At 62.1% G+C, this 17,704-nt stretch carries 13 protein-coding genes and 1 pseudogene; 4 read left to right on the forward strand and 10 right to left on the reverse strand.

The genetic code is table 11. The annotated features are described in order from the left end of the window. Positions 1–66: 66 nt before the first annotated feature. On the forward strand, positions 67–840 hold the full coding sequence (locus J7655_RS10690; protein ID WP_230924426.1) for a spermidine synthase: 774 nt from the start codon (positions 67–69) through the stop codon (positions 838–840). Positions 841–1,131: 291 nt separating this feature from the next. Next, positions 1,132–2,826 (forward strand): DEAD/DEAH box helicase, encoded by a 1,695-nt coding sequence (locus tag J7655_RS10695; RefSeq protein WP_230924427.1) that lies wholly within the window; start codon positions 1,132–1,134, stop codon positions 2,824–2,826. 159 nt (positions 2,827–2,985) lie between these two features. Here the strand turns inward: J7655_RS10695 and J7655_RS10700 are convergent, their stop codons facing one another. Both J7655_RS10700 and J7655_RS10705 read right to left on the reverse strand, forming a co-directional pair. Continuing rightward, complete coding sequence (locus J7655_RS10700; protein ID WP_230924428.1) at positions 2,986–3,483, reverse strand: DUF934 domain-containing protein; 498 nt, start codon at positions 3,481–3,483, stop codon at positions 2,986–2,988. Further along, positions 3,467–5,125, reverse strand: a complete 1,659-nt coding sequence (locus tag J7655_RS10705; protein ID WP_230924429.1) for a nitrite/sulfite reductase — start codon at positions 5,123–5,125, stop codon at positions 3,467–3,469. The genes J7655_RS10700 and J7655_RS10705 overlap by 17 nt, the downstream gene beginning before the upstream one ends. 506 nt (positions 5,126–5,631) lie before the next feature. Here J7655_RS10705 and J7655_RS10710 point away from each other — a divergent pair. Next, a complete protein-coding gene (locus J7655_RS10710; RefSeq protein ID WP_230927712.1) occupies positions 5,632–6,618 on the forward strand; it encodes an ABC transporter substrate-binding protein in 987 nt (328 codons plus the stop codon). On the opposite strand, the gene J7655_RS10715 is transcribed toward J7655_RS10710, so the two are convergent. The 6 genes and pseudogenes from J7655_RS10715 to J7655_RS10735 form a co-directional block, all read right to left on the reverse strand. Beyond that, on the reverse strand, positions 6,619–6,843 hold the full coding sequence (locus tag J7655_RS10715; RefSeq protein ID WP_230924430.1) for a DUF2970 domain-containing protein: 225 nt from the start codon (positions 6,841–6,843) through the stop codon (positions 6,619–6,621). It abuts the gene before it with no gap. Positions 6,844–6,973: 130 nt separating this feature from the next. Next, complete coding sequence (locus J7655_RS21035) at positions 6,974–7,801, reverse strand: methyl-accepting chemotaxis protein (RefSeq protein ID WP_420850944.1); 828 nt, start codon at positions 7,799–7,801, stop codon at positions 6,974–6,976. Between the two features lie 30 nt (positions 7,802–7,831). Further along, positions 7,832–8,857: pseudogene (locus J7655_RS21040) on the reverse strand (HAMP domain-containing protein); the annotation flags it as partial. Positions 8,858–8,997: 140 nt separating this feature from the next. Next, positions 8,998–10,038, reverse strand: a complete 1,041-nt coding sequence (locus tag J7655_RS10725) for an RNA methyltransferase (protein ID WP_230924432.1) — start codon at positions 10,036–10,038, stop codon at positions 8,998–9,000. Positions 10,039–10,083: 45 nt separating this feature from the next. Further along, complete coding sequence (locus J7655_RS10730) at positions 10,084–11,823, reverse strand: N-acyl-D-amino-acid deacylase family protein (protein WP_230924433.1); 1,740 nt, start codon at positions 11,821–11,823, stop codon at positions 10,084–10,086. Between the two features lie 80 nt (positions 11,824–11,903). After that, complete coding sequence (locus J7655_RS10735) at positions 11,904–12,935, reverse strand: DUF5924 family protein (RefSeq protein ID WP_230924434.1); 1,032 nt, start codon at positions 12,933–12,935, stop codon at positions 11,904–11,906. 140 nt (positions 12,936–13,075) lie between these two features. Between J7655_RS10735 and J7655_RS10740 the strand changes: the two genes are divergently transcribed. Further along, positions 13,076–13,375: a DUF1883 domain-containing protein gene (locus J7655_RS10740; protein WP_147810850.1), complete on the forward strand. Its 300-nt coding sequence runs from the start codon at positions 13,076–13,078 to the stop codon at positions 13,373–13,375. Here J7655_RS10740 and J7655_RS10745 read toward each other — a convergent pair. Both J7655_RS10745 and metH read right to left on the reverse strand, forming a co-directional pair. Next, the gene (locus J7655_RS10745; protein WP_230924435.1) at positions 13,372–13,872 is read right to left on the reverse strand and encodes a hypothetical protein; all 501 of its coding nucleotides are present in this window, start codon (positions 13,870–13,872) and stop codon (positions 13,372–13,374) included. The two genes, J7655_RS10740 and J7655_RS10745, sit on opposite strands and share 4 nt — an antisense overlap. Before the next feature lie 7 nt (positions 13,873–13,879). Continuing rightward, positions 13,880–17,590, reverse strand: a complete 3,711-nt coding sequence (gene metH, locus J7655_RS10750; protein WP_230924436.1) for a methionine synthase — start codon at positions 17,588–17,590, stop codon at positions 13,880–13,882. Positions 17,591–17,704 lie beyond the last annotated feature (114 nt).

The following is a 17,704-nucleotide window of genomic DNA, read 5'->3' on the forward strand; positions in this document are numbered from 1 at the left end:
CCCCTCTAGGACAATCAGTATTTTCCCGCTGCCGTCATGGCAAAGGGGCAAGGTGGAGTGTTGGGGATGCCTGGTTTACCGCCGGTCGGTCAGATGCCGGATCCGCTGTTGATCGCCGAAGTGCAGGATGAGTTCGGGGTGATTCAGGTTGTCGAGATGGGCGCCTACCGCTTTCTCGAATTTGGCGAGGCCATCGAGCAGAGCTGCGTCTACATGCCCGAGCCCAGCTGGCTGGAGTATGACTACACCCGCGCCATGCTGCTGGGCGCGCTGTGTCATGAACAACCCGAAAGCGCCCTGTTTCTCGGCCTGGGCGCCGGTAACCTGACCCAGGCCTGCCTGAAGTTTCTGCCCCTGGATGATGTTGAAGTCATTGAACTACGCCCGGATGTGCCGCGCCTGGCCATGGAGCATATGGGGCTGACCGATGACCCACGGCTGACCATCCGCATCGGTGATGCCATTGAGCTGCTGGATAGCGCAGAGAAGACTGACCTGCTGTTTGTCGACCTGTACACCGACCATGGCCCGGCCACTGGTCACCTGGCCTGGCGTTTTCTGGAGGATTGCCGCAACAAGCTCAATCCCGGTGGCTGGCTGATCATCAATCAATGGGCCAGCAATGATGGCAAGCCGCTCGGTGCGGCTTTATTGCGCGGGCTTTATCACCGGCACTACTGGGAATGCCCGGTGAAGGAAGGCAACGTGGTGCTGCTGATCCCCGCTGATCTCGAGCAAAACCTGGATATGGGGTGCCTGCAAATGCGCGCGGGCGAGCTGGCGCCGCGTCTGGGTTACTCGCTGCAACCACTGATCGAAGCACTGCGCCCGGCCAGCTGATGCGCCGTTGAGCGGTTGGATGCAGATAGATCGATAAAAACCAGCACCCGAGTCAGGATTTTCAGGTATAGTGCGCGCCGGCCAATTTTCTGGCCACGTTCAGGTAGTGCAACTCGCCCGGGGGAATTGACCTCCGGCAGCCAGTCCCCCAGCGGACTATCCTTGACGATTCACTTTCACCACGTTTTCGCAAATCCCCGCCGACCAGGCTGCCAGGGTGACCCAAAAGGTCTTACACGGCATGCGCAGCTTTGGAACATGGGTCTTTGCGGATGCACTTGAGGCAGACCCATGACCCAGGAAATCGGCGGCTTCGCCGCGCTCGGACTTCACCCCAATATTCTCGCCGCTCTGACCGCCGTTGGTTACGAAGAGCCGTCTCCGATTCAGTCGCAGGCCATTCCGGTAATCCTTGCCGGCCACGACATGATCGGCCAGGCGCAGACCGGCACCGGCAAAACTGCCGCGTTCGCGCTGCCGTTGCTGTCGAAGGTCGACACGGCCAAGCGCGAGCCGCAGGTGCTGATCCTGGCACCGACCCGCGAGCTGGCCCTGCAGGTCGCCACCGCGTTTGAAACCTACTCCAAGCAGATGCCTGGCCTGAACGTCGTGGCTGTCTACGGTGGTGCACCGATGGGCCCGCAGCTCAAGGCCATTCGTCAGGGCGCTCAGGTCATCGTCGCTACGCCGGGCCGTCTGGTCGACCACCTGCGTCGTGACGAGAAAGTGCTGTCCACCATCCAGCACCTGGTACTCGACGAAGCCGACGAAATGCTCAAGCTGGGCTTCATGGACGACCTTGAAGTGATCTTCGAAGCCATGCCGGAAAGCCGTCAGAGCGTGCTGTTCTCCGCCACGCTGCCGCACTCGATCCGCGCCATCGCCGAGAAGCACCTGCGTGAGCCGCAACACATCAAGATCGCGGCCAAGACCCAGACCGTCTCGCGCATCGAGCAGGCGCACCTGATGATTCACGCCGACCAGAAGACCAACGCCGTGTTGCGTCTGCTGGAAGTCGAGGACTTCGACGCGCTGATCGCCTTCGTACGCACCAAGCAGGCCACGCTGGATCTGGCCAGCGCCCTGGAAGCCAAGGGCTTCAAGGCTGCCGCGCTGAACGGCGATATCGCCCAGAACCAGCGCGAGCGCGTAATCGAGTCGCTCAAGGATGGTCGTCTGGATATCGTCGTCGCGACTGACGTTGCTGCTCGTGGTATCGACGTGCCGCGTATCACCCACGTGTTCAACGTCGACATGCCGTATGACCCGGAGTCCTACGTGCACCGTATCGGCCGTACCGGCCGCGCTGGTCGCGATGGTCGTGCGCTGCTGCTGGTGACGCCGCGTGAGCGCCGTATGCTGCAGGTGATCGAGCGTGTCACCGGGCAGAAGGTCGGCGAGGTCAAGCTGCCGAACGCCCAGCAGGTGCTTGATGCACGCATCAAGAAGCTCACCAGCAGCCTGGCGCCGCTGGTAGCCGATGCCGAAGCCAACCATGGCGATCTGCTCGATCGCCTGACTGCCGATATCGGTTGCAGCCCGCGCGCGCTGGCCGCTGCGCTGCTGAAAAAGGCCACCAATGGCCAGGCACTGGATCTGGCCAGCGTCGAGCGCGAGCAGCCGCTGGTGCCGGGCGTTGGTGGCGCACCACGTGAGCGCCGCGAGCGTGATGGCGAGCGTTCCGAGCGTAGCGGTGGTGAGCGCGGCGAATACCGCGAGCGCCGTGCGCCGTTGCCGCTGACCGAAGGCCGCGTGCGTTGCCGCACCGCCCTGGGGACGCGCGACGGTATTGCCGCCAAGAACCTGCTCGGCGCCATCCTCAACGAAGGCGGCCTGGCCCGTGAAGCCATTGGCCGTATCCAGATCCGCGAGACCTTCAGCCTGGTCGAGCTGCCGGAAGATGGCCTGGACCGTCTGCTCGGCAAGCTGAAAGACACCCGCGTCGCTGGTAAGGCGCTGAAGCTGCGTCGCTATCGCGAGGATTGATCCAGCCGGCTGATTAGCCGAGGATCAAAAAAACGCCGCGCCCCTCACAGGGCGCGGCGTTTTTGTGTGTGCGCTGGCCGCGCAGGCTGAACCGGACGCCGGCGCCTGAAAGCAAAACGCCCCGAACCAGTCGGGGCGTTTGCGTCGTTCTCGCTGCGATCAGGCGCGGCGACGGAACAGGGGCAGCGGTTGGTCTGCCGACGCCTGGTAGACCTCGCTGTAATCCTCGAAGGCCTTCAGTGCATCGTACGGATCCTTGTCGGCACGCAGGGCGAAGGCATCGAAGCCGACACGCCTGAGGGCGAACAGCTGGTCGCGCAGCACGTCGCCAATGGCGCGTACTTCGCCCTTGTAGCCGTAACGGGTGCGCAGCAGGTAGGCAGTGGAGGAGTGGCGGCCGTCAGTGAACGCCGGGAACTCCAGGGCGATGACCTGAAAATGCGCGAGGTCATCGGCGATTTCCTCGATTTCGTCGCCGGCTTCCAGCCACACACCGAGACCGCCATCGCGGGCCTTGAGCGCGTGTGCGTGCTCGACCCACAGGGCCAGCGGTACGATGATGTCGTCGCAGTTGGGGATGGCGTCCAGGGTCACGTCCTTGGCCAGCAGGTGCCAGGTTTCGTCGACCACCTGGCCGTTCTTAATGATTCGCTGCATAGACGCGCTCCTTGAACGGGTCGATACCGACGCGGCGGTAGGTGTCGAGGAAGCTTTCTTCTTCGGTGCGTTGCTCGACGTAAACCTTGATGATCTTGTCGATCACGTCGGCCATGTCCGCTTCAGCGAAGGAGGGGCCGAGGATCTGCGCCAGGCTGGCGTCACGGCCAGCGCTGCCGCCGAGCGAGACCTGATAGAACTCCTGACCTTTCTTGTCGACGCCGAGGATGCCGATGTGGCCGACGTGGTGATGACCGCAGGCATTCATGCAGCCGGAGATGTTCAGGTCAATATTGCCGATGTCGAACAGGTAGTCGAGATCATCGAAACGACGCTGGATGGCTTCGGCCACCGGAATCGACTTGGCGTTGGCCAGCGAGCAGAAATCACCACCCGGGCAGCAGATGATGTCGGTCAGCAGGCCCACGTTCGGTGTAGCGAAGCCTTGTTCGCGCAGCTCGCCCCACAGGGTCAGCAACTGACGCTGCTCGACGTCGGCAAGGATGATGTTCTGGTTATGGCTGTTACGTACTTCGCCGAAGCTGTAGCGGTCGGCCAGATCGGCGATGGCATCGAGTTGCTTGTCGGTGACGTCGCCCGGCGCTACGCCGGTGGGCTTGAGCGACAGGGTCACGGCCACGTAGCCGGGCTTCTTGTGGGCGAAGGTGTTCCGCTGGCGCCAGCGGGCGAAGCCAGGATGCTCGGCGTCCTGCTGAGCGAGCAGGGCATCTTCGTCCTGCAGGGACAGATAGGCCGGATCAACGAAGTGTGCGGCAACGCGGGCGACTTCGGCTTCGGTCAGGGTGGTCGGGCCATCCTTGAGATGCGCCCACTCGGCGTTGACGCGCTCGGCGAACACCTCGGGAGTCAGCGCCTTGACCAGAATTTTGATGCGCGCCTTGTATTTGTTGTCGCGACGGCCATAGCGGTTGTACACGCGCAGGATGGCGTCGAGATAACTGATCAGGTGCTGCCATGGCAGAAATTCATTGATGAAGCTGCCGACGATCGGAGTACGGCCCAGGCCGCCGCCGACGGAGACGCGGAAGCCCAGTTCACCCGCTTCGTTGCGCACTGCCTCCAGGCCAATGTCATGCACTTCGATGGCCGCACGGTCACTTACCGCGCCGTTGACGGCGATCTTGAACTTGCGCGGCAGGTGCGAAAATTCGGGATGGAAAGTCGACCACTGGCGGATGATCTCGCACCACGGGCGCGGATCGACGATCTCGTCCTTGGCCACACCGGCGAACTGGTCGGTGGTGGTGTTACGAATGCAGTTGCCGCTGGTCTGGATGGCGTGCATCTGCACGGTGGCCAGTTCAGCCAGAATCTCCGGCACGTCTTCCAGCTCCGGCCAGTTGAACTGCACGTTTTGGCGGGTGCTGATGTGCGCGTAGCCCTTGTCGTAGTCGCGGGCGATCTTGGCCATCATGCGCACTTGTGCCGAAGACATCAGGCCGTAAGGCACGGCGACGCGCAGCATGGGCGCGTAACGCTGGATATACAGACCGTTCTGCAGGCGCAGCGGACGGAATTCCTCGCCACTCAGTTCTCCAGAGAGATAGCGGCGGGTTTGATCGCGGAACTGCTTGACGCGATCCTCGACGATCTGTTGATCGTACTGGTCATATACGTACATGAAGGGTCCTGTTTTCAGGCTGCTTACTGCCAATCAGCGCGCACGGCCGCGCACTCCCCGAGGAGCCGGGGCACGATACCAGCTCAGGTTTATGCGTAAAAGTGATGTTTGAATATATAAACCTAGCTTTAAGGAATAAGAGTGCCCAAGAGCATAACCAGATGGTTTGAGCACTGGCCAAGGCTGGTCTTAAATGCAGTGTGCGTCACCCACAATCACAAGAAGAGGGGGAGCCATGAGCGAGCATACCGATATGGACAAGTCCGACAGCCTCATAGATGCCTGGGCGATTTTTTGCCTGATTTCGATTGCGGTCGGCACGGCAGTCTTCTGGGTCAGCGGGCAATGAGGGCAAAGGCCGACGCGCTTTAGCGGTCGGCCTTTTGCCATTAACACCTTATACTGCGCCCCGATTATTGTGGAGGGGCGATGTGAGCAGGTGGGTGCTGGGTCTGGGACTGTTGTTTTGCTGCGCGTTGGCGTCGGCACAACCGCGCGTGCCGACCATGGTTTTTCTCAACCCTGGCTACGCCAATGAGCGTTTCTGGAGCGATTACAGCCGCTACATGCAGGATGCCGCTGGTGACCTGGGCGTCGAGCTGGAGGTGCTGTACGGCGAGCGCGATCCTGAACGTATGCTGCGCAACGCCCAGCAGGTTTTTGCGGGTAAGCACCCCGATTATCTGATCTTCACTAATGAACTGTTCCTGGGGCCGGCATTGCTGCGTCTGTTCGAAAACAGCGATGCCAGGCTGTTTGCCCTGCACAGCACCTTGACCGAAGAGCAGCAGGCCCTTATCGGTGGCAGCCGCGAGTACCACCGAAACTGGATAGGTAGCCTGGTGCCCAACGATGAGGAGGCCGGTTATCTGATGGCGAGTGAGCTGATCGCCCTGACCCGTGGCAAGCCTGCCGAGCTGCTGGCGTTTTCCGGGGTCAACCGTACGCCTTCGTCAACTCTGCGTCAGGCCGGCTTGCAGCGTGCCTTGAGTGAAGCACCGCATATCAAACTGATGCAGGCGGTTCATGGGGAGTGGAAGGAACAGCGGGCATACGAGCAGGCGATTGGTCTGTTGCCGCGTTATCCGGCGGTCAGCCTGATCTGGTCTGCCAATGATGAAATGGCCTTTGGGGTATTGCGTGCAGCCAATGAGCTGGGCAGAACCCTGCATTACACGGCCCTGAACAACTCGGAGCGCGTGCTAAAGGCGCGTATCGACGGACGTATCGATATTTTGGCCAGTGGTCACTTTTTTTTGGGCGCCTGCGCCCTGGTGATGCTCAGCGACCACGCGCGGGGGCTGGATTTCGCCGAGCGTGGCGGCAAGGATCAGGTGGCATCGCTGTTGCGTACTGTCGACAGAGTGCAGTCAAAACAATTGCTCGAACGCCTTGCACAGCCGGATATTGGTATGGACTTTCGCCAGTTCAGCGTGCTGTCGCAGCCTCAGCGTCAGCGTTACCAGTGCTCGATTGCCTCCCTGCTGGAGTGATCAGCCAGTCGCCAGGTGCAGGATCAGCTTCACCACGCCCAGCAATACAACCACGAACAGTGCAGTGAAGAGCACGCCGAGCAGAATGAAATGGCTGGGCTTGCCGCGGCTGAAATCGCGGCTGCGATTTTTCCCGCTCTGCACGCCGAGCGCTGCCGCCAGCACGCTTTGCAGCATCTCGCGCAGGGTCAGAGGCGCTTGGGGGTCTTTTTCCTGATCGGTCATGGTCGGTCTCTCCTTTGATCCTGCAAGCATAGACTTTGTTGTGCATTCGCCATCCTGAAAAACAAAACGCCGCAGACCTTTGCAGGTTGCGGCGTTTTCTATTGTGCTGAATCGCTCTGCAGCAGGAGCCTCAGACCTTGAAGCGCCCCAGCAGACGATCCTGCTGGCCGACCTGTTCCACCATCGAGGCGCACTGCCGGACCTGTTGCTGGGCACCGCCAGCCAGCTCGTGGCTGATGTCGCGTATGTTGGTGGTGTTGCGGTTGATTTCTTCGGTGGTCGCGCTCTGCTCTTCGGCTGCGGTGGCGATCTGCAGGTTCATGTCGTTGATGCGGGTGATCGCCTCACGGATGCGGCCGAGCATGTCGTTGGCCGCGATTGCGTCCTCGGCGGTCTTGCTGGCGGTATCGCGGCTCTGTTGCATGCGACTTTCGGCCTGGCGCACGCCGCCTTGCAGCTGGTCGATCATCTGGCGGATTTCCTGGGTGGCCTGTTGCGTGCGTGACGCCAGCGAGCGCACTTCGTCGGCCACCACGGCAAAGCCGCGCCCGGATTCACCGGCACGCGCGGCCTCGATGGCGGCGTTGAGGGCCAGCAGGTTGGTCTGTTCGGCAATGCTGGTGATCACCTGCAGGATCGATTCGATGTTGTGGCTGAGCTTGGCCAGTTCGTTGATCGCGTGGCTGGTTTCATCCATCTCGTCGGCCAGGTGGCGGATCGCCGAGCTCGATTGCGACACTACGCGCACACCACTTTCAGCTTCGGTATTGGCGGCAACGGCTGCCTGGGCGGCTGCCTGGGCGTTACGCGCGACTTCTTCGGCAGTGGAGGCCATTTCCTGCATGGCGGTGGCCAGTTGGTCGAGTTCCTGCAACTGTTCCTGCAGACGGCGAGCGGCCTGCTCCGACTCGTTGGAGGTCAGGGTGGTGGTTTCGCGAACCTGATGCGAGCTGCCCATGACGTCGCCAATCAGGGTTTGCAGGGTTTGCAGGAAGCGGTTGAACTCCTGCGAGAGCTGACCCACTTCGTCATTGCTGGTGATGCTCAGGCGGCGTGTCAGGTCGCCTTCACCGCTGTTGATTTCGCGCAGCGAGGCATTGAGCAGGCCCAGCGGTTTGAGCAGGCTGTTCATCAACAGGCCCAGGACGATCAGGCTGATGGCCACGCCGGCTACGGTGCCGACCATGGCCAGCCAGGTCAGGCGGTTGGCTTCGGCCATCACTATGCTTTCGTCCAGCACCACGCCGATGTACCAGTCCATACCGCGCAGGTTGGGCAGGGGAGTGAAGGACACCAGCAGACTTTTGCCGTCAGCCGAGACCTCAAGCAATGCCTTGTCCAGCGCCGGACGCTGGCCGTCGAACAATTCGCTGTAGGCCTTACCGTTAAAGTCGGCATTGGGGTGGGAAATGATGTTGCCCGAGCGACTGAGCAGAAAGGCGTAGCCGGCGCCGTTGAAGTCCAGGGTATTGACCGCATCGGCCACGGCCTGCAGGCGGATATCACCGCCAAAGGCCCCCAGGAACTGGCCGCCATCCGTGATTTTGGCAACAGCAGAAATCAGAATCTCGCCTGTGGTGGAGTCCAGATAGGGCTCGGTCAGCATGGCTTGGCTGTTGTTCTTGCCGGTCGCGTACCAGGGGCGTTGACGCCCATCCCAGTCAGCACTGGGCTTCCAGTCATCACTGTTCTTGATGGGTTTGCCATCTGCCTCGAGCGCGCCAAAGACGAGTATGAATTCGTTCTTGAGCAGTGGCGCATTGAATACCCGCTGGGTTTCTTCAGGGCTGTAGTTGCTGTCTATGGTTTGCGCCATCAGGTCGATCAACCTCAACTTGGCGTTCAGCCAGTTTTCGATTTGCCGCGCCAGGGCATTGCTCGACTCTGAAATGCTCGACTCGACCTGGCTACGCAGGGTGTCGCGAACCTGGGTGACCTGCAGCAGCGACAGCAGGCTAGTGGTGAGGAAAAGCACGGTGGCGGCTGCGAGGCCAACCTTGTGGGCGATTTTCATTGCGGGCTCCTGATGCACCGAAACGACGAAGCTGCGTCCTTGCAGGTCAGCATGACGAGTTTGGGTCGGTACTGGCGTTTTGCTCTTTTGCAGCGGCCATTGCTGCCATACATCGGCTTACAGGCGCCGTTCTTGAGGGTTCAGGGGCGTGAAAGACGTAACCTGCTGGTATTCACCAGGTCAACTGCGCGGGCGCGCAGTTGACCGCAACCGCCGTCGACATCCTGGCCAGCCGAGTTGCGTACCTTGGTCAGCACGCCACGGCTGTGCAGGTAGCGCACCATCTCGACGATACGTTCACCGTCCGGGCGCTGATAGTCGTCGGCTTCCAGGCTGTTGTAGGGGATCAGGTTGAGTACGGCAAACTTGCCTTTGAACAGGCGCAGGATATTGTCCATTTCCTCCTGGCTGTCATTGATGCCCTTGAGCAGCGTCCACTGGTACTGGATCGGGTAGTCGATGGTGCGGGCGTAGGTTTCACCCAGTTCCACCAACTCTTCAGGGTCGATCCGCGGCGCCCTGGGCAGCAGGCGTTGGCGCAGTGCGGCATCGGTGGTGTGCAGCGACAGCGCCAGGGCAGGGCGCACACGCTGCTTGGGCAGGCGTTCGAATACGCGCGGGTCGCCAACGGTGGAGAACACCAGGTTGCGCTGGCCGATGCCGCCCTCGGTGCCGAGCAGGTCGATGGCTTCCAGTACGTTATCAAGGTTGTGCGCCGGCTCGCCCATGCCCATGAACACCACTTTCTTCACCGGGCGAAAGCGCCGACCCAGCGCGACCTGGGCGACCATTTCGGCGCTCGTGAGCTGACGCAGCAGGCCGCTCTTGCCGGTCATGCAGAACACGCAACCGACGGCGCAACCGACCTGGCTGGAGATGCACAGGCCATCGCGCGGCAACAGCACGCTCTCGACCATCTGCTTGTCGGCCAGCTCCACCAGCAGGCGCGCGGAACCGTCGGCGCCAGGGTGTTCGGAGCGCAGCCGAACCAGGCCATCCAGCTCATTGGCAATGGCAGGCAGCGCTTGCCGAACCGTCAGTGGCAGGAAGTTTTCGGTTTTCTGGTGCCTGGTGCCGCTGTCCAGTGGCTTGCCCTGCAGCCAGGCACGGGTAATGCGCCCGATGTGCTGGGGTTTGGCGCCGAGGTCGGCAAGACGCTGGGTGAGTTCGGTGAGCTGCATGGGGCGCGCATGCTACCACTGCCGCGCGCCCCTGCGTAGGGCGTTTCAGCGGGCGGCGAGGAACTGGCCGAAACCACGCACCTGGCCCAGTTCGGGGACAATTCGCTCTTCGTCCACGGCCAGTCGGCCATTGATCAGCACGTGGCTGACGCAGCCCGGGTTGCGGCAGACCATACGCTGGATGCCGAAGCCCTGCATCTCGTCCCAGTTCTCCTGCTGCAGATTCTGTTTCAGGCCTTCAGGGTCGAGCAGCACCAGGTCGGCGCGATCGCCCAGGCGGATATAGCCGGCATCGATACCCAGCCAGTCGGCCTGCTCGCCGCTCAGACGGTGCACGGCCTGTTCCAGGCTCATCACCGGCTGACCTTCGTCATGGCTGTCCTTGACCAGCTTGAGGAAACGCAGCGGCAGATTGTAGAAAGCCATGTTGCGGATATGCGCGCCGGCATCCGAGAAGGTGATCAGGGTGTGGGGGCTGCGCACCATCTGCCGCAATTTATCCGGGCGATGATTGCCGATCACGGTGAACCAGCGTAACTGGCGTCCGTACTGCACCACCATGTCGAGAAACAGGTCGACCACATGCAGACCGCGCTCACGGGCGATGTCGGCGAAGTTTCGGCCGATCAGCGTGCTGTCCGGGCAGCCGAGAATCACCGCATCACCAAAGTCGCGCTGCCAGACGCGCGGCGACAGCTTGTCAGCGTAGTACTTGCGGAAGGTGCGGCGGTATTCCTCGTTTTGCAGCAGCAGATTGCGCTCGATGTGATCCTTGACGTCCAGCGCCATCTCGCCTGCACCGAACTCCTCGAACAGGACGATATCCATGCCGTCGGCATAGATGGCGAAGGGCGTGGGCAGCAGTTGCCAGCGAAAATCCCCGCCAAGGCGATTGGTCAGCCAGGCGCTGAGGCGGGCGAGTAGCGCCAGGCTGCGATTGCCCTTGAGGTCGAGCAGGGAGATCAGGGTGGTCTTCAGCGGCTTGCGCAGCAGGCCGATGGCCTCGCTGATGTACTGGGTGATCTGCAGCGGATTGGCGGCATTGGGCGCGCCCTGATGCACGCGGCCGCGCTGGCGCAACAGACGATTGAGGCGGCGCACTTCGCGCCAGCGTGCGTAGGTACTGGGCAGGCTCTTGGACCATTCGCGGTCGCCGTCGATCTTGTCCCATTTCAGGCACATGGTGGACAGGCCAAGAAAGCCGCAATCCAGTGCCTCTTCGAGCAGTGCCTCCATGCGCCGCAACTCGGCTTCGTCCGGTATAACCTGGCGATCAGTGGCGCGATGCAGGCCCATCACCGCCACGCGCAGATCACTGTGGCCGAGAAAGCTCACCAGATTCGGCCCCAGCGGGTGCTGATCGATGTATTCACGCCATTGCCGTGGGCCGCTCCAGGTCTTGCGTTCGCGCAGGATGGGCAGAACCTTCTCGCGTGGCACGGTTTCCACGCGGGTGAAGATGTCCGAGGCATCCTCGGCTTCGCTGCATACCATGCTCAGCGAGCAACTGCCCACCAGCACGGTGGTCACGCCATGGCGCACCGACTCCGACAGGCTGGGGGCGACCATCAGCTCGGCATCGTAGTGGGTATGGGTATCGAGAAAGCCGGGGGTGATCCACTTGCCACGGGCATCGATGATCCGCTCGGCCAGTGCCGTGTCGAGTGGCTCGACGCTGATCAGGGCGATGCGCCCGTCCTTGATTGCCAGGCTACGAATGGCTGAGGGGGCCGTGCTGCCGTCGAAATAGCGACCGCCCTGGATGATCAGGTCGTAATGGGCCATGGTGTCGGACTCGGTTATTTTTGTTGTCGTGACAGCTTAGCAGGCCGTCAGCAATGCGTGCCCTGGTAGGCGCCGGCCTGCTAACGAGAGACCGAGCCTGCCGGCAGAACCTCGAAGCGCAGCACACCGATCATCTGCCCGGCTTCGGTGACCACGCTTACCTGCCAGCGGCCTTCGGGGGCCGTGGGGAAGTTGAGCTTGTGCGTCCAGGCCCGGTAGCCCTCCTTGCGCCCGCCACTGATGTTCAGGGCGATGCGGTCGACCTCGTGGCCATTGTGCTGCCAGACGTGATAGATGCGCTCGTCGAGACCGCGCGGGGCATTGATCGCGGTATAGGCGTAGAGGCCATCGTCGCGCAGCTGATCCGGGGTGAGCTGCTGCAGGCTGTCACCCGGTGTGCGCTGCGTACCATCGAAGCGGTCACTGATCGCCACCTCGGTCAGCCACAGGGTGGCCGGTGGCACCCAGACCCTGGCCAGCCAGCCGGCACCGGCCATGACGATGGGCAGCGTGGCCAACAGCAGGATGCGCCGCCAACCAGCGCCGCCGATCAACCCTGGCAGACTGGGCAGGGCCAGCAGCGTGGCGACCACCAGGGCGATGCGGTAGCTCTGCGGTGTCGTGAGGTGAAAGATGATCGGCAGCGCAGTGAGCATCACCGCGAACAGCGCCAGGCTGTGCAGGATCAGCAACAGCCAGCGCCGTGGGGCCAGCCAGCGGTAGTAGATCGGGTCGGTAATCGAGGCAAGTGCTGCGGCTGCCAGCAGGCCGCTGAACAGCACCTGGCCGCTGTTCCAGGTGGTGGTGATGAAGAAGAACGGCAGAACGAAGAACAGGCTCTCCTGATGAATCATCTGCGTGGCATAGCGCAGCAGCGGCAGCGGCAGTTCGAAACCGAAGCGCTGGGCGATGCGTTCACGCAGCAGATTTTCCAGAATCAGCCACAGCCAACTGATCAACAGCACCACGCCCAGCACCTTGGCCAGGTGCGCCTGACGATCAACCAGCAGGAAACTGGCGACCCCCGAGCAGAAGCCGAATAGCGCAACCAGACCGCGATAGCGCTTGAGCAGGGCGATAAGCAGGGGGATGCGGTCGAGCAGGCGTTTCATAAGGGCTGTGCAAGGGGTGGTGTCGGGCGCGCATGCTAGGCAGCACGATGAGCATGTGCAAGCGAGTCGTCAGCTGCGCTGGCGGTGTCGCGTCGCTTGCGGCACTATTGCGCCCCCGTTTCACCACCGAGTCCGAATCGATGAAATTCATCCATCAACGCGAGCAACTGGAAGAGGGCGATCTGGTGGTCATCCAGTGTTCACAGCCGTGCAATATCCGCCTGATGAACGATGCCAACTTCCGCGCCTTCAGAAATCGCGGCCGGCATACCTACCACGGCGGCGCCTTTATCAAGTTCCCGGCGAAAATCCGCGTGCCCTCCAGCGGTTTCTGGAACATCACCCTGGATACCGTGAGCCGCAAGGCCGTGAGCGTGACGCGCAAGCCGCAGCTCGAATACAGCATCACCTTCAAGCGTCAGCGCCGCGAGGGTATTTAGCCGTCGTAGCCGAACATGGCGCTGTACAGCGCCTCGATCGATTCCAGCCTTTTGAAGCCTGAGCGTGGCACGACGCGCAGGTTGGGGCGTTCGGCCTTGTGACCCAGAGCGTTGCCTTTGCTGTGTCGAGCGACTTTGCAGGCTGTCAGATCGGGCAGTGGTTCGCCTGGAGCGCCGCCGAGAAAAGGGAAAGGCCCAAGCGCCAGGCTCGCTTTGTCGAACTGAATCCAGACGACGCAGCCCGAGGGTTTCGCGCAAAGCCCCAGATGAATCTTCTGGCTGGCTGTAGCCGATGACGATGCCGACGTCTTGAGCTGGACATGGCGCACGATACCGGCGACCTCAAGCACGAGGTCGTGGCCGCTGCGGTCGATCAGGCCATGCGAGACTTCCAATGTCGCCGCATGCCTGAGCCAGGACAGCTTGAGTAACTCGCCAATAAACAGATGCTCGATCAGTTTTTCGCGGTAGACCGATTGGTGTGTGTCGAGCGTCATCGGCGTGTCAGTCGTCATAGCCCAGGTTCGGCGCCAGCCAGCGTTCGCTGATGGCGATGTCCTGGCCCTTGCGCGCGGTGTAGCTCTCGATCTGATCCTTGTCGACCTTGCCGACGGCGAAGTACTGCGCCTCGGGGTGGGCGAAGTACCAGCCGGATACCGCTGCCGCCGGGAACATGGCGTAGTGCTCGGTGAGGAATACGCCGCTGCGGCCTGCCTTGTTGTAATCCGCTTCGGGATCGAGCAGCTTGAACAGCGTGCCTTTCTCGGTGTGATCTGGGCAGGCCGGGTAACCCGGCGCCGGGCGGATGCCCTTGTACTGCTCGCGGATCAGCGCCTCGTTGTCCAGTTGCTCGTCCGTGGCATAACCCCAGTACTCCTTGCGCACACGCTCGTGCAGCCACTCGGCGCAGGCTTCGGCGAGGCGGTCGGCAAGGGCCTTGACCATGATCGAGTTGTAGTCGTCGCCCTTGGCCTCGTAGGCCTTGGCCACTTCCTCGGCGCCGATGCCGGCGGTGGTGATGAAACCGCCCACGTAGTCGGTCACGCCGCTTTCCTTCGGCGCGACGAAGTCGGCCAGCGACAGATTCGGCTTGCCGTCGGGCTTGATGGTTTGCTGGCGCAGGTGGTGCAGGGTGGCCAGTTGCTCGCCGTTATCGCCGTAGACTTCGATATCGTCGTCACGCACCTGATTGGCCGGCCAGAAGCCGAACACGGCACGGGCCTTGATCAGCTTCTCGTCGATCAGCTTGCGCAGCATCGCCTGGGCATCGGCGAACAGCGCCGTGGCAGCCTCGCCGACGACTTCATCGCTGAGGATGCGCGGGTACTTACCGGCCAGATCCCAGGAGATGAAGAACGGCGTCCAGTCGATGTAGTCGGCCAGTACGTTGAGGTCGATATCGTCCAATACCTGTGCGCCGGTAAAGCTTGGCTGGGGCGCGGTGTAATTCGCCCAGTCGAACTGTGGCTTGTTGGCGATGGCCTTGTCGTAGCTCAGGCGCTCGGTGCGGGTGGCGCGGGCGGCGGTGCGCTCACGTACCACCACGTATTCCTCGCGGGTCTTCTTAACGAAATCGGCCTTCAGTTCCTTGGACAGCAGCTGGGTAGCCACGCCCACGGCGCGCGAGGCGTCGGTGACGTAGACCACCGCGTCGTTGCTGTACTGCGGGTCGATCTTCACCGCCGTATGCGCCTTGGAGGTGGTGGCGCCGCCGATCATCAACGGCAGGCTGAAGCCCTGGCGCTGCATTTCCTTGGCGACATGCACCATTTCGTCCAGCGACGGAGTGATCAGCCCGGACAGGCCAATGATGTCGCACTTCTCGGCGATGGCGGTCTGCAGGATCTTCTCCGCCGGCACCATCACGCCCAGGTCGACGATGTCGTAGCCGTTACAGCCCAGCACCACGCCGACGATATTCTTGCCGATGTCGTGCACATCGCCTTTCACGGTGGCCATGAGGATCTTGCCCTTGGCTTCCGGCTTGTCGCCTTTTTCCGCCTCGATGAACGGAATCAGATGCGCCACGGCCTGCTTCATCACCCGCGCCGACTTGACCACCTGGGGCAGAAACATCTTGCCCGAGCCGAACAGGTCGCCGACCACGTTCATGCCGGCCATCAGCGGGCCTTCGATGACCTCGATGGGGCGCGCGCACTGCTGACGGCATTCCTCGGTGTCTTCGACGATAAAGGCGGTGATGCCCTTGACCAGCGCGTGTTCCAGACGCTTGTCCACCGGCAGAGAACGCCACTCTTCGTTCTCGACTTCCTTGGCGGCACCGTCGCCCTTGTACTGGTCGGCGATGGCCAGCAGCGCCTCGGTGGCGCCGTCGTTGCGGTTGAGCACCACGTCCTCGACGCGATCACGCAGCTCCTTGGGAATCTCGTCATAGATTTCCAGTTGACCGGCGTTGACGATGCCCATGGTCAGGCCGTTCTGGATGGCGTAGTAGAGGAAGACCGAGTGGATCGCCTCGCGTACCGGATTGTTGCCACGGAAGGAGAACGACACGTTGGACACCCCGCCCGAGCTCAGGGCGTAGGGCAGGTTGTCGCGAATGAAGGCGCAGGCTTCGATGAAGTCGACGGCGTAGTTGTTGTGCTCCTCGATGCCGGTGGCTACGGCGAAGATGTTCGGGTCGAAGATGATGTCTTCCGGCGGGAAGCCGACTTCATTGACCAGAATGTCGTAGCTGCGCTGGCAGATTTCCTTCTTGCGCGCGGCGGTATCGGCCTGGCCGACTTCGTCGAAAGCCATCACCACCACGGCGGCGCCATAGCGCTTGCACAGCTTGGCGTGGTGCTTGAACTGCTCGACGCCTTCCTTCATGGAGATCGAGTTGACGATGCCCTTGCCCTGGATGCACTTCAGGCCTGCTTCGATCACCTCCCATTTGGAGGAGTCGATCATGATCGGCACGCGGGAGATGTCCGGCTCGCCGGCGATCAGGTTGAGGAACCTGACCATGGCGGCCTTGGAGTCGAGCATCCCTTCGTCCATGTTGATGTCGATCACCTGGGCGCCGGCTTCCACCTGCTGCAGGGCGACTTCCAGGGCTTCGGTGTAGTTCTCTTCGCGGATCAGTCTGGCGAACTTGGCGCTGCCGGTGATATTGGTGCGCTCACCGACGTTGACGAACAGCGAGCTGCGATCGATGGTGAAGGGCTCCAGGCCCGACAGGCGGCAGGCCTTGGGAATGTCCGGGATCACGCGCGGTTGATACTTGGCTACTGCTTCGGCAATGGCCTGGATATGCGCCGGGGTGGTGCCGCAGCAACCGCCGATGATGTTGAGGAAACCCGAAGCGGCGAATTCTTCGACTACCGCCGCCATCTCGGCGGGCGACTCGTCGTACTCGCCGAAGGCGTTAGGCAGGCCGGCATTGGGGTGCGCGGACACATGGGTGTCGGCCTTGTTCGACAGTTCTTCCAGGTACGGGCGCAGGTCCTTGGCGCCGAGGGCGCAGTTCAGGCCAACGGAGATGGGCTGGGCGTGGCGCACCGAGTTCCAGAACGCCTCGGTGGTCTGCCCGGACAAGGTGCGGCCGGAGGCGTCGGTGATGGTGCCGGAAATCATGATCGGAAGCGTAACGCCGTCCTCGTCAAACACCTGCTGCACGGCGAAGATCGCCGCCTTGGCGTTCAGGGTATCGAAGATGGTCTCGATCAGGATCAGGTCGGCGCCGCCTGCAATCAGGCCACGGGTCGCTTCGGTGTAGTTGTCCACCAGCTCGTCGAAGGTGACGTTGCGGTAGCCGGGGTCGTTGACGTCCGGGGAGATCGAGCAGGTGCGGCTGGTCGGGCCTAAAACGCCGGCGACGAAGCGCGGGCGATCCGGGGTTTCCAAGGTCTTGGCGTCGGCCACTTCACGGGCGACGCGGGCGCCGGCCAGGTTCAGCTCGTAGGCCAGCGACTCCATGCCGTAATCGGCCTGGGACACCTGGGTGGCGTTGAAGGTGTTGGTTTCCAGGATGTCGGCGCCGGCATCCAGGTAGGCCTTCTCGATGGCGGCGATGATTTGCGGCTGGGTCAGCAGCAGCAGATCGTTGTTGCCCTTGACGTCGCTCGGCCAGTCAGCGAAGCGCGTGCCACGGTAGTCGGCTTCGTCCAGTTTATAACTCTGGATCATGGTGCCCATGCCGCCATCGAGGATCAGGATGCGCTCCTTCAGGGCTTGCTGGAGGGCTTGGAGGCGGGCGCTGCGGTCGGACATGGGGACTACCTGAGCAAAGCGGAAACAAAGGTGCGCGATGATAGCAAAGCTGCAGGGTTCTGGAGCATGTCCAGCTTTTCCATGAATTTCATTCATGTTGCGGCGAGGTCTGTC

The sequence above is a fragment of the Pseudomonas wenzhouensis genome (assembly GCF_021029445.1).
Taxonomy (GTDB): Bacteria; Pseudomonadota; Gammaproteobacteria; order Pseudomonadales; family Pseudomonadaceae; genus Aquipseudomonas; species Aquipseudomonas wenzhouensis.